The following is a 15,244-nucleotide window of genomic DNA, read 5'->3' on the forward strand; positions in this document are numbered from 1 at the left end:
TATTAATCCCGGGATTCGTGAGTGACTAACCAGCAGTTATGGATCTGGCGGTTGCGCGCAAAGTCCTGCGACTGCGTTTTTTGTGTAATTTCCTGTGCAACCAGGCCCAGCTCCGCCAGGCCGGCGAAGTCCATTTTGAAGCCACGTTTATTGTTGGAGAACATAATGGTACCGCCGCGACGCAGCAGGCGCTTCAGATCTTTCATCAGCGCAAGGTGGTCACGCTGCACGTCGAAAGAGTCTTCCATACGCTTGGAGTTAGAGAACGTCGGCGGGTCAATGAAGATCAGGTCGAACTGTTCGTCGCTGTCGCGCAGCCAGCCCAGGCAATCCGCCTGCACCAGCCGATGGGCGCGGCCGGTCAAGCCGTTCAGGCGCAGGTTGCGCTCTGCCCATTCAAGATAGGTACGGGACATATCTACCGTAGTAGTGCTTTTCGCCCCACCCAGCCCCGCGTGTACCGTTGCAGTACCGGTATAAGCAAACAGGTTCAGGAAGTCTTTGCCTTTGCTCATCTGCCCCAGCATGCGGCGGGCAATGCGGTGGTCGAGGAACAGGCCGGTATCCAGATAGTCGGTCAAGTTGACCCACAGGCGAGCGTCATATTCGCTCACTTCCATGAAATCACCCTTTTCGCCCATCTTCTGGTACTGGCTTTTCCCTTTCTGACGTTCGCGAGTTTTTAACACCAGCTTGTTAGTCGGCAGTTCAAGCACCGCAAGCGTTGCCGCGATGACGTCAAACAGACGCTGGCGGGCTTTGTTTGGATCGATGGTTTTCGGGGGCGCGTACTCCTGCACCACAACCCAGTCGCCGTAGCGGTCAACCGCCACGTTGTAATCAGGCAGATCGCCATCGTACAGGCGATAGCATTCGATGCCTTCCTGACGCGCCCACTTGTCGAGCTTCTTGACGTTTTTACGCAGGCGGTTGGCGTAATCTTCGGCAATCTGGCCGCTGGCTGCGGCAACGCCGGCAGGATTAGCCGCCAGCTGATAGTTTTTCTGTACGCAATCCAGCGGGCCGTTTTTGGCTTTAAACTGGCGGTCAGCGCGCAGCTGCAGGCAGCTCAGCAGCTCAGGGGAGGCGCTGAACAGCGACAGATGCCAGCCGCCAAACTGGTTTTTCAGGTGGCGGCCCAGCAGGCTGTGCAGGGCAATCAGCGCCGGCTCGCTTTCCAGACGTTCGCCGTATGGCGGGTTGCTGATAACCGTCCCCGCCGGGCCTTCCGGCAGCGGATTGACCAGGTTCGCCACATCCTTAACGTCGAAGCTGATCACGTCAGCCAGACCCGCACGGCGGGCGTTGGCACGGGCGCGTTCAATCACGCGACTGTCGTTATCAGAGCCATAGAAGCGAGACTGATATTCAGTCAGGCCGCGACGGGCGCGAACCTGGGCTTCGGTTACCACCTCTTTCCAGACATCGGCATCATGCTTCGCCCAGTTCAGGAAGCCCCAATGCTTACGGTGCAGGCCCGGCGCACGATCGGTGGCGATCATCGCCCCTTCAATCAGCAGAGTGCCGGAGCCGCACATCGGATCCAACAGCGGCGTGCCGTGCTGCCAGCCGGAGCGCATCACGATAGCCGCTGCCAGCGTCTCTTTAATAGGGGCCGCGCCGGTTGCATCACGGTAGCCGCGCTGGTGCAGGCCTTCGCCGCTGAGATCCAGGGCGATGCTGGCGGTATCTTTATTCAGCCAGACGTTAATGCGCAGATCCGGCTGCTCGCGATCGACATCCGGACGCGGCAGGTTTTTACGTGTAAAGGAGTCAACGATCGCATCCTTTACCTTCAGCGCCCCGTACTGACTGTTGCGAATGGTTTCGTTCAGGCCGCTAAAATGCACGGCAAAGGTTGCGCCCGGCCCGAACAGCGCCGGCCAGTCGATCGCCATCACGCCGAGATAAAGATCAAGATCGCTGTAGACTTTACATTCACTGAGCGGCAGCAAAATGCGCGAAGCCAGGCGGCTCCACATCAGGCTTTGATAGAGTAGACGAGTATCCCCCTGGAAATGTACGCCGCCCTGAACCACCTGGCAGCCCTGGGCCCCCAGGTTTTCTAGTTCAGTTTTTAACAGCTCTTCAAGCCCACGCGCCGTACTGGCAAACAGAGAATTCATATCGTCACTTATCAGGTAAAAAGAAAATTGTGGCGCATTATAGCTAATCCGCAACGCATGTCATAAAGTTGCCCTCTTATATTTACTTCCCACGGAGGGCGCCGTGATTACTTTGTCTCAACTCTTTATTCACCCGGTAAAATCCATGCGCGGCCTGGCGCTCTCCCACGCGCAGGCAACCACCAGCGGCCTGGCCTTTGACCGCATCTTTATGATTACCGAGCTGGATGGCACCTTTATTACCGCCCGCCAGCATCCGCAGATGGTGCTGTTCACTCCCGCATTCGTGCATGACGGCCTTTATTTATCCGCCCCGGACGGCAGCTCGGCCAGCATTCGCTTTGCTGACTTCGCCGCAACGCCGGAGCCGACAGAAGTCTGGGGCACGCACTTTACCGCGCTCATTGCGCCCGATGAAATTAATCAGTGGCTGAGCGGGTTCTTCTCTCGCCCGGTGCAGCTGCGCTGGGTTGGCGAGCAGCCCACCCGCCGGGTGAAACGCCACGAAGAAGTGCCGCTCTCTTTTGCCGACGGTTTCCCTTATTTGCTGACCAACGAAGCTTCGCTGCGCGACCTGCAAAACCGCTGCCCCGCCAGCGTTAAAATGACCCAGTTTCGCCCGAATATCGTGGTGACCGGTGCCTCTGCGTGGGCGGAGGATACCTGGAAAGTCGTGCGTATTGGCGGGGTCACTTTCGACGTGGCTAAACCCTGCAGCCGCTGTATTTTTACGACGGTTAGCCCGGAACGCGGCCTGAAACATCCGAGTGGAGAACCGCTCAAAACGCTGCAGGGGTTCCGCACCGCGCAGGATAATAGCGGCGCAGTAGATTTCGGTCAGAATTTGATTGCCCGTAACAGCGGAGTTATTCGCGTGGGCGACGAACTGGAGGTGCTGGCCCACAGGCCGGCGAATGTTTATGGCCCCGGCGAAGTGGTGGAAAGCCTCGAACCTCAGAGCCAGCCTGAAAGCAGCGTCAGCATCGACTGGGAAGGCACGACTTTCCAGGGCAATAACCAACAGATTCTTTTGGAACAGCTGGAAAACAAAGGGATCCGCGTCCCCTATTCCTGCCGGGCAGGGATATGCGGGAGCTGTCGGGTTAGGTTGCTGGATGGCGAAGTGAAAGCACTGAAGAAAGGCGCAATTGGCGCGGACGGCACCATTTTATGCTGCAGCTGCGTGCCTACAGGGAATGTGAGCGTGGCGTCGCGCTAAACGGCCTGATCGAGACTGAGGCCGCTGCTTAAAGGCTGCGGTTTCAGCCGGTCATTCATCACTTTAATGGCATCCCCAAGCTGCATCGTGCGGCCAGCTAACGTGAGCCCCTGCTGAGCAAGCAGGCAAAGTGCGGCATTGTCACCGGTTTCCACCACCAGCAGGTTCACCTGCTGCATATTCTCGCTTAGCCACACGCAGGCCCCTTCCCCTACTTCTGGCTGCCAGCCGTCGCCGTGGGAGACAAAATGCCAGCTTTTCGGCATCTGCGGCTTGAGGAAGCGAATCGCCACCAGGGCGTTGAGCACCAGCTCGGCACGCTGTTCTTTCCCCAACGCTAAATCACGACATTTTTCTTCAAAGGAGAAAAAAAGTGCCGCATCATCAACACAAAATCCTGAATTTTCAAAAGCATCCGGGGTTAGCATTTTACGAGGAAAGCGCGAACGGAAAAGCATACCATTGGCCAAGTCGAGCATCATTCGATCGTGCTCTTCATCGAAATACCAACGCCAGTTATCGTCTGGTTTTATTCGCATAATGCTTACCCTTCATTTATCCCGCTGCTGAATTGCCACTCAAATTCTCACCATATTAATAAAAGACCAATATGTTTAAATAAGCAACAGTAGCGGAATATAAAACAACCAGGGCCGAAAATAAAGCCCTGGTTGTTTACAAAGCGTAAATGATCAGAGATGGGTAACGATTTCTTTAATCAACGGCGGGCCTTTAAAAATGAAGCCTGAGTATATTTGAACCAGGGAAGCGCCAGCCGCCATCTTCTCGCGAGCGGCAACGACGGAATCAATCCCTCCTACGCCAATAATCGGCAGGCGGCCATTTAATTCCTGAGACAGGCGGCGAATAATTTCCGTGCTTTTTAATTGTACAGGACGCCCGCTTAAGCCCCCGGTTTCATCGCAGTGTTTCATGCCCTGAACAAGGCTGCGGTCTAAAGTAGTATTGGTTGCAATGACCCCGTCAATATTATGGCGAACTAAACTGTCTGCCACCTGGATCAATTCTTCTTCAGAAAGATCCGGTGCGATCTTCACCGCCACGGGAACATATTTATGGTGGATCGCTTGCAGCGCTTGTTGCTTATTTTTAATGGCGCTTAAAAGATCGTCTAACGCTTCACCATATTGCAAAGTACGCAGCCCTGGCGTATTCGGTGATGAGATATTGATCGCAATATAGCCAGCATATGGATAAATTTTATCCATGCAGATCAGATAATCATCTTTCCCCTGTTCAACGGGAGTATCTTTGTTCTTGCCGATATTAATCCCAAGCACGCCGTCGAAATGCGCTTTTTTAACGTTTTCGACCAGGTTATCCACCCCGAGATTATTAAACCCCATGCGGTTAATCAGCCCTTCGGCTTCCACCAGACGGAAGATACGCGGCTTGTCGTTCCCCGGCTGCGGACGCGGCGTCACGGTGCCAATCTCAATGGAGCCAAAGCCCATCGCACCGAAGGCATCGATACATTCCCCGTTTTTATCCAGGCCCGCGGCTAAGCCGAGCGGATTCTTGAACGTTAACCCCATGCAGGTCACAGGTTTTGACGGCACGTTCTGACGCACCAGCCACTCAAGCGGCGTTCCGGTGACAAAGCGTAATTGCTGAAAAGTTAACTCATGAGCGCGCTCTGGATCGAGCTGAAAAAGGGCTTTACGAACGAAGGGGTAGTACATGAACTCTCCTGGATTCCCGGTGTGCAGACCGGGGCGTTATTATTCACGATCCGGGGGATGATTGGAATTGACCTGTCGCAAAAAAGCCTGAATAGATGCAAACGTTTTCTTTCCCGGCGCGCAATATGCGCTTTTTCGCAAATCTATCCCGGAAAAATCACTTAGCCACGGAAATCATCTCTGCGAGTATCACGCTAATTGTTATCAATGTTAGATAAAAGCAAACAATTAGTTATAAGGAGTCGTGATGCGTGTGATTACCCTGGCCGGAAGCCCTCGCTACCCGTCCCGTTCCAGCTCGCTGCTGGAGTATGCGCGGGAGAAGCTGAGCGCCCTTGATGTTGAAGTTTATCACTGGCACTTACAGAACTTCGCGCCTGAAGACTTGCTCTATGCAAGGTTCGACAGCCCGGCGCTGCTGGCGCTCACCGAACAACTCAGCACTGCCGATGGCCTGATTATCGCCACGCCGGTTTACAAAGCCTCGTTTTCAGGCGCGCTAAAAACGCTGCTCGATTTGCTCCCCGAACGCGCCTTAGAGAAGAAGGTTGTTCTGCCTCTCGCCACCGGCGGTACCGTGGCGCATATGCTCGCCGTGGACTATGCCCTTAAACCGGTGCTGAATGCGCTCAAAGCACAGGAGATCCTGCACGGCGTTTTCGCCGACGACGGCCAGATAGCCGATTACCAGCACAAACCTCAGTTCACGCCTAACCTACAAAAACGTCTGGACGAAGCGCTGGAAACCTTCTGGCAGGCGCTCCACCGCCGTGACTTTGCGGTACCTTCGCCGTTTAACGCCCGAGGGGTGAGCCATGTTTAATTTGCTTAAACGCCGCTCTCCATGGCTCGCTTTTGCAGGCCTGCTCGCTTTTTCAACCTATAGCAACGCCTCGGACAGCGGCCCGGAACAGCTGCGCATTGGTTACCAAAAAGGCTCCGTCAGTATGGTGTTAGCCAAAAGCCACCAGCTCCTGGAGAAGCAGTACCCGAACACCAAAGTCTCGTGGGTTGAGTTTCCCGCCGGGCCACAGATGCTGGAGGCGCTGAACGTCGGCAGCATCGATTTGGGCAGCACGGGCGATATCCCGCCTATTTTCGCGCAGGCCGCCGGGGCGGATCTGCTGTATGTAGGTGCCGAGCCGCCCAAACCGAAAGCAGAGGTGATTCTGGTCCCCGAAAATAGCCCCCTGAAAACCGTGGCGGATTTAAAAGGCCATAAGATTGCCTTCCAGAAAGGCTCCAGCTCACACAACCTGGTGTTGCGCGCGTTGCAACAAGCCGGACTGAAGTTTTCCGATATTCAGCCCGCTTACCTGACCCCCGCCGATGCCCGCGCGGCCTTTCAGCAGGGGAACGTCGATGCCTGGGCTATCTGGGATCCGTACTATTCGGCGGCACTGTTAAACGGCGGCGTTCGCGTCTTAACGGACGGCAGCGAGCTGAATCAAACCGGGTCGTTCTATTTAGCTTCCCGCCCTTATGCAGAAGCGAACGGCCCGTTTCTTCAACAGGTACTGAAAACCTTTAGCGACGCCGACGCGCTCACCCGCACGCAGCGGGCAGCAAGCGTAGCGCTTCTCGCCAAAACGATGGGCCTGCCTGAAGCAGTCATCGCCACTTACTTTGACCATCGCCCTCCTTCAGAAATTACGCCGGTCAACGAAGCGACTGCCGCCAAACAGCAAAATACCGCCGACCTGTTTTATGAAAATCGCCTTGTTCCAAAGAAAGTCGATATCCGAACCCGCATCTGGCAACCCGCCGGCACGACATAAGGAGCTAAGTCATGAGTCTGAATCTGTTCTGGTTCTTACCTACCCACGGGGATGGGCACTATCTTGGCAGCGACACGGGCGCACGCCCGGTCGACTATGGCTACCTGCAACAAATAGCTCAGGCTGCAGACCGCATCGGCTTCACCGGCGTGCTGATCCCGACCGGGCGTTCCTGCGAGGATGCCTGGCTGGTGGCGGCCTCAATGATCCCGGTCACTCAGCGGCTTAAGTTCCTGGTCGCGCTGCGCCCGAGCGTTGTCTCCCCTACTCTTGCCGCTCGCCAGGCCGCCACGCTGGACCGACTTTCCAACGGACGAGCCTTGTTTAACCTTGTGACCGGGGGCGATGCTGAAGAATTGGCTGCGGAAGGGGTATTTCTGGACCATGAAGAGCGCTATGAGGCCTCTGCAGAGTTTACGCACATCTGGCGACGCGTCCTGGAAGGTGAAACCGTCGACTATGACGGCAAGCACATCCAGGTGAAAGGCGCGAAGCTGCTCTATCCCCCGGTGCAGCAACCTCGCCCACCGCTTTATTTTGGCGGATCGTCCGATGCCGCTCAGGATCTTGCGGCCGAGCAGGTTGACCTTTACCTGACCTGGGGCGAACCTCCACATTTGGTAAAAGAAAAGATCGAGCAAGTTCGGGCGAAAGCTGAAGCGCGGGGGCGGCAAGTTCGCTTTGGTATTCGCCTGCACGTTATCGTGCGGGAAACCAACGAAGAAGCGTGGCAGGCGGCAAACCGACTTATTTCTCATCTGGATGACATTACCATCGCCAGGGCACAGGCCGCTTTTGCCCGAAGCGACTCCGTCGGGCAACAGCGCATGGCCGCCCTGCACGGCGGTAAGCGAGACAAGCTGGAGATCAGTCCTAATCTTTGGGCCGGTGTCGGTCTGGTTCGCGGTGGGGCTGGCACCGCGCTGGTGGGCGATGGGCCAACCGTCGCGGCCCGCATAAACGAGTACGCCGACCTGGGCATCGACAGCTTTATTCTTTCCGGCTATCCGCATCTGGAAGAAGCCTACCGCGCAGGCGAACTGCTGTTCCCTCACCTTGACGTGGCGATCCCAGAAATTCCTCAGCCGCGACAGGTTCAGGAAAAAGGCGAAGTCATCGCCAACGATTTTATCCCGCGTAAAGTGGCGCAGAGCTAGGGAGGCACCATGCAAGCGTCCGTGCACAAAGTCTTGCTGCGCCTGGCCCCCTGGGCACTGCCGGTGGCGATTGTGCTTCTCTGGCAATTAGCTTCGTCTGCAGGCTGGCTTTCCACCCGTATTTTGCCCTCTCCCGAGGGCGTCGTGCTGGCTTTCTGGAGCCTCTCAGCCAGCGGTGAACTCTGGCAGCATCTGGCTATCAGCTCCTGGCGTGCCGTGATTGGTTTCAGCATCGGCGGATCGCTGGGCCTGATCTTAGGTCTGATCAGCGGCCTGTCGCGATGGGGCGAACGCCTGCTGGACAGCTCTATTCAGATGCTGCGCAACGTTCCGCACCTGGCGCTGATCCCGCTGGTGATCCTGTGGTTTGGTATCGACGAAACGGCCAAGATCTTTCTGGTGGCGCTCGGGACGCTGTTTCCTGTTTACATCAATACCTGGCACGGCATCCGCAATATCGATCGTGGCCTGCTGGAAATGGCGCGCAGCTACGGCCTTTCCGGGCTTAGCCTGTTTGTGCACGTCATTCTGCCCGGCGCGCTGCCGTCGATCATGGTCGGCGTACGTTTTGCCTTAGGCCTGATGTGGCTGACGCTTATTGTCGCCGAAACGATCTCGGCAAATTCAGGGATTGGCTATCTGGCGATGAATGCCAGGGAGTTCCTGCAAACCGACGTGGTGGTGGTGGCCATCGTGCTGTATGCGCTGCTGGGCAAACTCGCCGATGTCAGCGCCCGCCTGCTGGAACGCGTCTGGTTACGCTGGCATCCGGCTTATCAATTAAAGGAGGAGACGGTATGACAACTGCTCGTCTGAATCAGGGCACGCCGCTGTGGCTCAACGGCGTCAGCAAACGCTACGGCGATAAAAGCATTCTCAATCAGCTTGAGCTGCGTATCCCCGCCGGGCAGTTCGTGGCGGTGGTCGGCCGCAGCGGCGGCGGCAAAAGTACCCTACTGCGCCTGCTTGCCGGGCTGGAAACGCCCAATCACGGCGCGCTATTCGCAGGCGGTGCACCGCTGCGGGACAGCCAGGATGATACGCGGCTGATGTTTCAGGACGACAGGCTGCTGCCGTGGAAAACGGTGATAGATAACGTCGGGCTCGGGCTGAAAAATAACTGGCGAGACGCGGCTCTTCAGGCGCTCACCGCCGTTGGGCTTGAAAATCGGGCCAATGAGTGGCCAGCGGCACTTTCCGGCGGGCAAAAGCAGCGTGTAGCGCTGGCGAGGGCACTCATCCATCGCCCGCGCCTGCTGTTGCTCGACGAACCGCTGGGCGCGCTGGATGCCCTGACGCGTATTGAGATGCAGGAGCTGATTGTTTCTTTGTGGCAGGAGCACGGCTTTACCGTGCTTTTGGTCACCCACGACGTCAGCGAAGCCGTCGCCATGGCCGATCGCGTGTTGCTTATAGAAGAAGGGAAAATTGGCCTGGATCTGACGGTTGATTTACCGCGCCCGCGCCGCCTGGGCTCGGTGAAGCTGGCCCAACTGGAGGCTGAGGTGCTGGCCAGAGTGATGAAACGAGGTTCTGAGGAGCCGGCGCGCCATGTGCGCACCGGCTGATTTAATACCCTATCCCTGAAAGGGCCAGGGGCAAAGATTACGCCAGCGCTTTGGCAATCTTCTCGAACAGATCCCCGGACAGGTTTTCCAACCCTTTCAACTGCTCCAGCGCGACACGCATCTTAGCCTGACGTTCTGCGTCATAACGCTTCAGGCGAATCAACGGCTCTACCAGACGAGAGGCAATTTGCGGGTTGCGGCTGTTCAGCTCGGTCAGCATCTCGACCATAAACTGGTAACCGCTGCCGTCTTTGGCGTGGAACGCGGCCGGGTTGGCTGAAGCAAACGCGCCAATCAGAGAACGTACGCGGTTCGGGTTGCCCAGGCTGAAAGAACGGTGATTCAGCAGCTCGCGAACCTTCGCCAGCGTGTTGCTGCCCGGGCTGGTCGCCTGCAGCACAAACCACTTATCCATGACCAGGCCATCTTTGTGCCATTTCTCATCGTACTCAGCCAGCAGCGCTTCACGGCATGGCAGCTGCGCGGCCACCGCGGCGGACAGTGCGGCAATAGAATCGGTCATATTGTCCGCCTGCTGATACTGCTCGCGTACCAGTTGCTCAGCAAGTTCAACGTCACCAAACGCCAGATAGCGCAGGCAAGTGTTGCGCAGCGCACGCTTGCCGATATCACCGTGATCCACGCGATAGCTGTCGAGCTTATTGGCGTTATAGATAGCCAGGAACTCGTCGGCCAGCTCTGCTGCGAGGGTGCGGGTCAGCGCCCCGTGAACTTCAGCAATGGCGATAGGATCGATGGTCTGGAACAGCTCGGCAATTTCATTCTGCGAAGGCAGCGTCAGGATCTCCGCGGCGAGCGCCGGATCGATCTTCTCATCCAGCAGAATGGCGCGGAATGCGTCAGCCACGTGCAGCGGCAGAGAAAGCGGCTGCCCTTGCTGGCTGCGGTTCACGTTGATCTTGATGTAGTTTGCCAGCAGGCTTTGCGCCGCATCCCAACGGGAGAAGTCGTTTCGCGCGTGGCGCATCAGGAACGTCAGCTGCTGGTCGCTCCATTTGTACTCGAGCTTCACCGGCGCAGAGAATTCGCGCAGCAAAGACGGCACCGGCTGGAAGTAGACATTGTCGAAAACAAAGGTCTGTTCGGCCTGGGTCACGTTCAGCACGTGGTGCACCGGGTGACCGTCCTTCTGCAGCGGAATGACCTTCCCTTCGTTATCGTATAGCTCGATATCAAACGGGATATGCAGCGGGTGTTTTTCCTGCTGTTCGGCGGTCGGCGGTGTCATCTGGCTGATAGTCAGCGTGTAGTGCTCAGTTTCCGGGTTGTAGTCGTCACGCACGGTGACAACCGGCGTCCCGGCCTGGCTGTACCAGCGGCGGAAATGAGACAGGTCAACGTTGGAAGCATCTTCCATCGCCTGCACGAAGTCATCGCAGGTCGCCGCGCTGCCGTCATGGCGTTCAAAGTAAAGCTGCATGCCCTTCTGGAAGTTTTCTTCGCCCAGCAGCGTGTGCAGCATACGAATCACTTCCGAGCCCTTCTCATACACCGTCAGGGTATAGAAGTTATTCATTTCGATAACTTTGTCCGGGCGGATCGGGTGCGCCATCGGGCTGGCGTCTTCGGCGAACTGCATCGCGCGCATGGTACGCACGTTTTGAATACGGTTAACTGCGCGAGACCCCAGGTCAGAGCTGAACTCCTGGTCACGGAAGACGGTTAAGCCCTCTTTCAGGCTCAGCTGGAACCAGTCACGGCAGGTGACGCGGTTGCCGGTCCAGTTGTGGAAATACTCGTGGCCGATGACGCGTTCAATGTCGAGGTAGTCTTTGTCAGTCGCGGTTTCGGCGCGGGCCAGGACATACTTCGAGTTGAAGATATTCAGCCCTTTGTTTTCCATCGCCCCCATATTGAAGAAGTCGACGGCGACTATCATATAAATGTCGAGGTCATACTCCAGGCCGAAGCGGGTTTCATCCCACTTCATGGACGCCTTCAGCGAGGTCATCGCCCAGTCAGCGCGATCCAGATTCCCGCGGTCAACAAATAGCTCCAGCGCAACGTCACGGCCGGAACGGGTTTTGAAGCTGTCGCGCAGGACGTCAAAATCACCCGCCACCAGCGCAAACAGGTAGCAAGGTTTTGGGAACGGATCCTGCCACTGCACCCAGTGACGGCCATTTTCCAGCTCGCCTTCGGCAATGCGGTTGCCGTTAGCCAGCAGATACGGATATTTGTTTTTGTCGGCGATGACTTTGGTTGTGAAGCGCGCCAGGACGTCCGGGCGGTCCAGGTACCAGGTGATATGGTGGAAGCCTTCAGCTTCACATTGGGTACATAACGCTTCGCCGGATTGGTACAGCCCTTCAAGAGCGGTGTTGGTTGCCGGGCTGATTTCGTTCACAATCGTCAGCGTAAAGGCGTCAGGAACCTGCTCCAGAATGAGCGCGCCATCTTCCTGGCGATAGTGCGGCCAGGCGCTACCGTTTACGGCAATGGAGACCAGCGTGAGGTCTTCGCCATCAAGATGCAGCGGAGCGCCCGCTTCGCCCTGACGGACAATTTTGCTGACTGCGGTGACCTGAGTTTTTGTGGCATCAAGGTCAAAGGTCAAATCGATATCGGTTATCGTATAATCCGCCGCGCGATAGTCGTGGCGATATTTGGCTTGTGGCTGTTGTGTCATAAAAAACCTTATACATCGTCCGTAAGATAACGAACTTCAGTCTATTCCTGTTGCCGGAATGTTGCTACGCAGAATCTTCATCTTTGGCGGCCGATAGCCCAAATTTTTTACCGCTTTATGCGGTATTACGCTTTTCTCTCCCGCCTCTTCTGGCACGGAACTCTTCCTTGTCCTCAACCACTCAATGCAGCCCCTTCCTCCTGAGAGAACTTAATATGCGTATTCCTCCTTCCGGCCCCATGGCTTTTCATCAGGCCGTTGCCCAAAACGATATTGCTACCATCCAAAAGCTAAGGCAGCAGGGCTATAAACCCGTCGCTCTGGATCAGCACGGAAACTCACCGCTGGATGCGCTGGCTAACCGCCGAGATATTGACGGCACTACGCGGGCGCGGCTTTACCACAGCCTTTTGGCTTCGCTGAATCCCAGCGCGCCGTCGGGCTATATCAAGCCGGAAGCTTTTCATGGCTCTCCCTGGGGCTTTGAAATATTGCGCAGTGGCGCGCTGAAAGGCGGCGTGAACGATCCTAAGGGCGGTTCACAGTCGCTGGAGGGAAAAGTGTTTTTCTCCGATCGAACTCGGGAGTCAAGCAACAAATTTGAAACGCGTGAGAACCTTCGCCAGAAACCGCGCGTGTACGCAAAGGGATTGGGCATTAAGCCCACCACGGTGGAGACGCGCTCGAACCTGTACGTGCTGAGCAAAGCCATTAATCATGCTTCTTCTGCCAGCCATTTCCCGGCCTCAACGCTGACGCTAAAAAGCAGCAATAATCTGGAAGAGGCGGTGTATGACAGCCTGGTGCGCCTTTTGTCGAATAACGGCTATCGCCTAAAAAAGGAAACGCCGGAGCAAATCCTGCAGCAAACCGGCGTCCCGGCGCATATCAAATTCGTGGATAACAGCCATCCGCCTTCCGGGGAACAAACGCGGAAACTGATCGGTAGCGCCTTTCAGCGTATTGAAAACGAAATGGTGAGCGGGAAATTGCCGTTCCTGAATCTGCTCAACAACGGGCAAACCCTGCCGCTGGTGTTTGGCTTCAGTAAAGTGAATAACCTGAAAACCCATACCATCCATAATTCGTTGAGCAATACCGCCTCGATGTTTAACTACCAGGCTGAAAACCATCCCCTGAGCGGGACAGCGAACGGCGGCAAGCTCAAAGAAATTGAAGTGAAATCCCTGGCCGATCTTGCCACGCTGACGCTTGCCTGTAAGGTACGAAACGTCGCGTTACCGAAAGACGCGCTGATTCGTATCAACCCAACCCCGAATGAAAAAAAACAGCACGGGCTGAAGGCGCTGTATCTGGATGCATCCGCACTCGCCAGATTCAGTCACGCACTGCTCGGGTCAGGCACAACGAATATGGGCAGGATGACGCTCGAGCAACTTCAATCGCTGAATCACACCCTGCGTGAAAAAGCGGAGAACGGCAGTCTTCGCATTCGTTAGCTGCCAGTCAACATCGGCGGCCATTCGCCGCCGGTGATTTCACCGAGAAAAGGATGTCGCACGTTTTGTTTAGTACTCTAAACACCATTTAATTCAATGTATTGAACTCTATTATAGCGCTAAACATTTCATAAACTGCCCCAGAGCCTGCCCGTCTAATGTTGTGATCCTGCTTCAATAAACAGATAATCAGGGTATACTCCCGCGTCTTAATTTGCCCGGACTGATGGAAACGCTCCTGTGAGAGGATGCTGAAACGCGCCATGACACGACACGCTTCCCCGATTTTGCAAACGCTTCTGGATACTGACGCCTATAAGCTTCATATGCAGCAAGCGGTTTATCACCGCTATTACGACGTAAATGTCGCAGCGGAATTCCGCTGCCGCGGCGACGATCTGCTGGGCATTCATGCCGAGGCTATTCGTGAGCAGGTCGCGGCTATGCAGCACCTGCGCCTCAGCGACGAAGAATTTCACTGGCTGAAAAGCCTGCCTTTTTTCAAAGCCGATTACCTCGACTGGCTGCGTGACTTCCGCTATGACCCTGCTCAGGTTCAGGTGACCAATAATCATGGTCACCTGGATATCCGCCTAAGCGGCCCCTGGCGGGAAGTCATCATGTGGGAAGTTCCCCTGCTGGCGGTAATCAGTGAAGTCGTTCACCAGCATCGCGCCCCCGGCGTGACACCAAAAATGGCGCTGGATCACCTGGAAACTAAGCTGCAGGAATTTAACACGCTGACCGCCGGGCTGGATCTTTCCCATTTCCGCCTGATGGACTTCGGCACCCGCCGCCGTTTCTCTCGGGAAGTGCAGCAGGCGATTGTCGAGCGCCTCAAGCAGGAGCCGTGGTTTATCGGCACCAGCAACTACGATCTGGCCCGCCGGCTTGATCTTACGCCGATGGGCACCCAGGCCCACGAGTGGTTCCAGGCGCATCAGCAGATAAGCCCGGACCTGGCTAACAGCCAACGTGCAGCGCTGCAGGCGTGGCTGGACGAATATCCCGACCAGCTAGGAATAGCCCTGACTGACTGCATCACCATGGATGCCTTCCTGCGTGATTTCGGCAAGGAGTTTGCCACGCGCTACCAGGGGCTACGCCATGACTCCGGTGACCCGGTTGAGTGGGGAGAAAAAGCCATTGCCCACTACCAGAAGCTGGGTATCGATCCGTTAAGCAAAGTGTTGGTATTTTCAGATAACCTGGATTTAAACAAAGCCGTGGAGCTGTACCGCCGCTTCTCATCCCGGGTTAACCTCAGCTTTGGTATCGGCACCCGCCTGACCTGCGACATTCCGCAGGTTAAGCCGCTGAACATCGTGATTAAGCTCGTGGAGTGCAACGGTAAGCCGGTGGCTAAGCTTTCGGATAGCCCGGGAAAAACCATCTGCCACGACAAAGCCTTTGTTCGGGCACTGCGCAAAGCCTTTGACCTTCCGCTGGTTAAAAAAGCCAGCTGATTCAGCGATAATCGGTGAATAGCCGCTTCGCTATTCACCGCCCTTCTCTCATTCCTTTATTTCTTCATAAGTAACGCGAATTCTGCTTGTCTGATGGCGTGCGACAGGTAACATAGA

12 protein-coding genes are annotated in these 15,244 nt (G+C 56.1%); 8 read left to right on the top strand and 4 right to left on the bottom strand.

Annotation, left to right across the window (positions count from 1 at the left end; genetic code table 11):
* Positions 1–2 precede the first annotated feature (2 nt).
* Positions 3–2,126: a bifunctional 23S rRNA (guanine(2069)-N(7))-methyltransferase RlmK/23S rRNA (guanine(2445)-N(2))-methyltransferase RlmL gene (gene rlmKL / locus F3J28_RS09755; RefSeq protein ID WP_166875375.1), complete on the bottom strand. Its 2,124-nt coding sequence runs from the start codon at positions 2,124–2,126 to the stop codon at positions 3–5.
* Positions 2,127–2,229: 103 nt separating this feature from the next.
* On the opposite strand from rlmKL, the gene F3J28_RS09760 reads away from it, so the two are divergent.
* Entirely contained in the window at positions 2,230–3,345 is a 1,116-nt protein-coding gene (locus F3J28_RS09760; RefSeq protein WP_166875377.1) for a YcbX family protein, read from the top strand.
* On the opposite strand, the gene F3J28_RS09765 is transcribed toward F3J28_RS09760, so the two are convergent.
* Together F3J28_RS09765 and pyrD are read right to left on the bottom strand one after the other, a co-directional pair.
* Positions 3,342–3,884 carry a cell division protein ZapC gene (locus F3J28_RS09765; protein ID WP_166875380.1) on the bottom strand — a complete coding sequence of 181 codons (543 nt, stop codon included), beginning with the start codon at positions 3,882–3,884 and terminating at the stop codon, positions 3,342–3,344. The two genes, F3J28_RS09760 and F3J28_RS09765, sit on opposite strands and share 4 nt — an antisense overlap.
* A 153-nt stretch (positions 3,885–4,037) precedes the next feature.
* Positions 4,038–5,048: a quinone-dependent dihydroorotate dehydrogenase gene (gene pyrD / locus F3J28_RS09770; protein WP_039291554.1), complete on the bottom strand. Its 1,011-nt coding sequence runs from the start codon at positions 5,046–5,048 to the stop codon at positions 4,038–4,040.
* Positions 5,049–5,295: 247 nt separating this feature from the next.
* On the opposite strand from pyrD, the gene ssuE reads away from it, so the two are divergent.
* From ssuE to ssuB, 5 genes are read left to right on the top strand one after another with little or no spacing between them, the layout of a single operon-like run.
* Positions 5,296–5,871, top strand: coding sequence for an NADPH-dependent FMN reductase (gene ssuE, locus F3J28_RS09775; protein ID WP_008461226.1), 576 nt, complete (start codon positions 5,296–5,298; stop codon positions 5,869–5,871).
* Complete coding sequence (locus F3J28_RS09780; RefSeq protein ID WP_166875383.1) at positions 5,864–6,826, top strand: sulfonate ABC transporter substrate-binding protein; 963 nt, start codon at positions 5,864–5,866, stop codon at positions 6,824–6,826. The genes ssuE and F3J28_RS09780 overlap by 8 nt, the downstream gene beginning before the upstream one ends.
* An 11-nt stretch (positions 6,827–6,837) precedes the next feature.
* Positions 6,838–7,983 carry an FMNH2-dependent alkanesulfonate monooxygenase gene (ssuD, locus tag F3J28_RS09785; protein WP_166875386.1) on the top strand — a complete coding sequence of 382 codons (1,146 nt, stop codon included), beginning with the start codon at positions 6,838–6,840 and terminating at the stop codon, positions 7,981–7,983.
* Positions 7,984–7,992: 9 nt separating this feature from the next.
* A complete protein-coding gene (gene ssuC, locus F3J28_RS09790; protein WP_166875388.1) occupies positions 7,993–8,784 on the top strand; it encodes an aliphatic sulfonate ABC transporter permease SsuC in 792 nt (263 codons plus the stop codon).
* On the top strand, positions 8,781–9,551 hold the full coding sequence (gene ssuB, locus F3J28_RS09795; protein WP_166875391.1) for an aliphatic sulfonates ABC transporter ATP-binding protein: 771 nt from the start codon (positions 8,781–8,783) through the stop codon (positions 9,549–9,551). Before ssuC ends, ssuB begins: the two co-directional genes overlap by 4 nt.
* 37 nt (positions 9,552–9,588) lie before the next feature.
* Here the strand turns inward: ssuB and pepN are convergent, their stop codons facing one another.
* Positions 9,589–12,201, bottom strand: a complete 2,613-nt coding sequence (pepN, locus tag F3J28_RS09800; protein WP_166875393.1) for an aminopeptidase N — start codon at positions 12,199–12,201, stop codon at positions 9,589–9,591.
* Between the two features lie 215 nt (positions 12,202–12,416).
* Here pepN and F3J28_RS09805 point away from each other — a divergent pair, with 215 nt between their 5' ends.
* Together F3J28_RS09805 and pncB are read left to right on the top strand one after the other, a co-directional pair.
* A complete protein-coding gene (locus tag F3J28_RS09805) occupies positions 12,417–13,661 on the top strand; it encodes an ankyrin repeat domain-containing protein (RefSeq protein WP_166875396.1) in 1,245 nt (414 codons plus the stop codon).
* Positions 13,662–13,924: 263 nt separating this feature from the next.
* A complete protein-coding gene (gene pncB / locus F3J28_RS09810) occupies positions 13,925–15,127 on the top strand; it encodes a nicotinate phosphoribosyltransferase (RefSeq protein ID WP_166875399.1) in 1,203 nt (400 codons plus the stop codon).
* The last annotated feature ends 117 nt before the right edge of the window (positions 15,128–15,244 follow it).

The organism is Enterobacter sp. Ap-1006, assembly GCF_011752835.1.
In the GTDB taxonomy this organism is placed as follows: domain Bacteria; phylum Pseudomonadota; class Gammaproteobacteria; order Enterobacterales; family Enterobacteriaceae; genus Cedecea.

What these genes read in the sequence shown, in the direction of transcription:
- rlmKL (WP_166875375.1), bottom strand. Translation starts at nt 2,126, where the DNA reads ATGAATTCTCTGTTTGCCAGTACGGCGCGTGGGCTTGAAGAGCTGTTA.
- F3J28_RS09765 (WP_166875380.1), bottom strand. Translation starts at nt 3,884, where the DNA reads ATGCGAATAAAACCAGACGATAACTGGCGTTGGTATTTCGATGAAGAG.
- pyrD (WP_039291554.1), bottom strand. Translation starts at nt 5,048, where the DNA reads ATGTACTACCCCTTCGTTCGTAAAGCCCTTTTTCAGCTCGATCCAGAG.
- ssuE (WP_008461226.1), top strand. Translation starts at nt 5,296, where the DNA reads ATGCGTGTGATTACCCTGGCCGGAAGCCCTCGCTACCCGTCCCGTTCC.
- F3J28_RS09780 (WP_166875383.1), top strand. Translation starts at nt 5,864, where the DNA reads ATGTTTAATTTGCTTAAACGCCGCTCTCCATGGCTCGCTTTTGCAGGC.
- ssuD (WP_166875386.1), top strand. Translation starts at nt 6,838, where the DNA reads ATGAGTCTGAATCTGTTCTGGTTCTTACCTACCCACGGGGATGGGCAC.
- ssuC (WP_166875388.1), top strand. Translation starts at nt 7,993, where the DNA reads ATGCAAGCGTCCGTGCACAAAGTCTTGCTGCGCCTGGCCCCCTGGGCA.
- ssuB (WP_166875391.1), top strand. Translation starts at nt 8,781, where the DNA reads ATGACAACTGCTCGTCTGAATCAGGGCACGCCGCTGTGGCTCAACGGC.
- pepN (WP_166875393.1), bottom strand. Translation starts at nt 12,201, where the DNA reads ATGACACAACAGCCACAAGCCAAATATCGCCACGACTATCGCGCGGCG.
- F3J28_RS09805 (WP_166875396.1), top strand. Translation starts at nt 12,417, where the DNA reads ATGCGTATTCCTCCTTCCGGCCCCATGGCTTTTCATCAGGCCGTTGCC.
- pncB (WP_166875399.1), top strand. Translation starts at nt 13,925, where the DNA reads ATGACACGACACGCTTCCCCGATTTTGCAAACGCTTCTGGATACTGAC.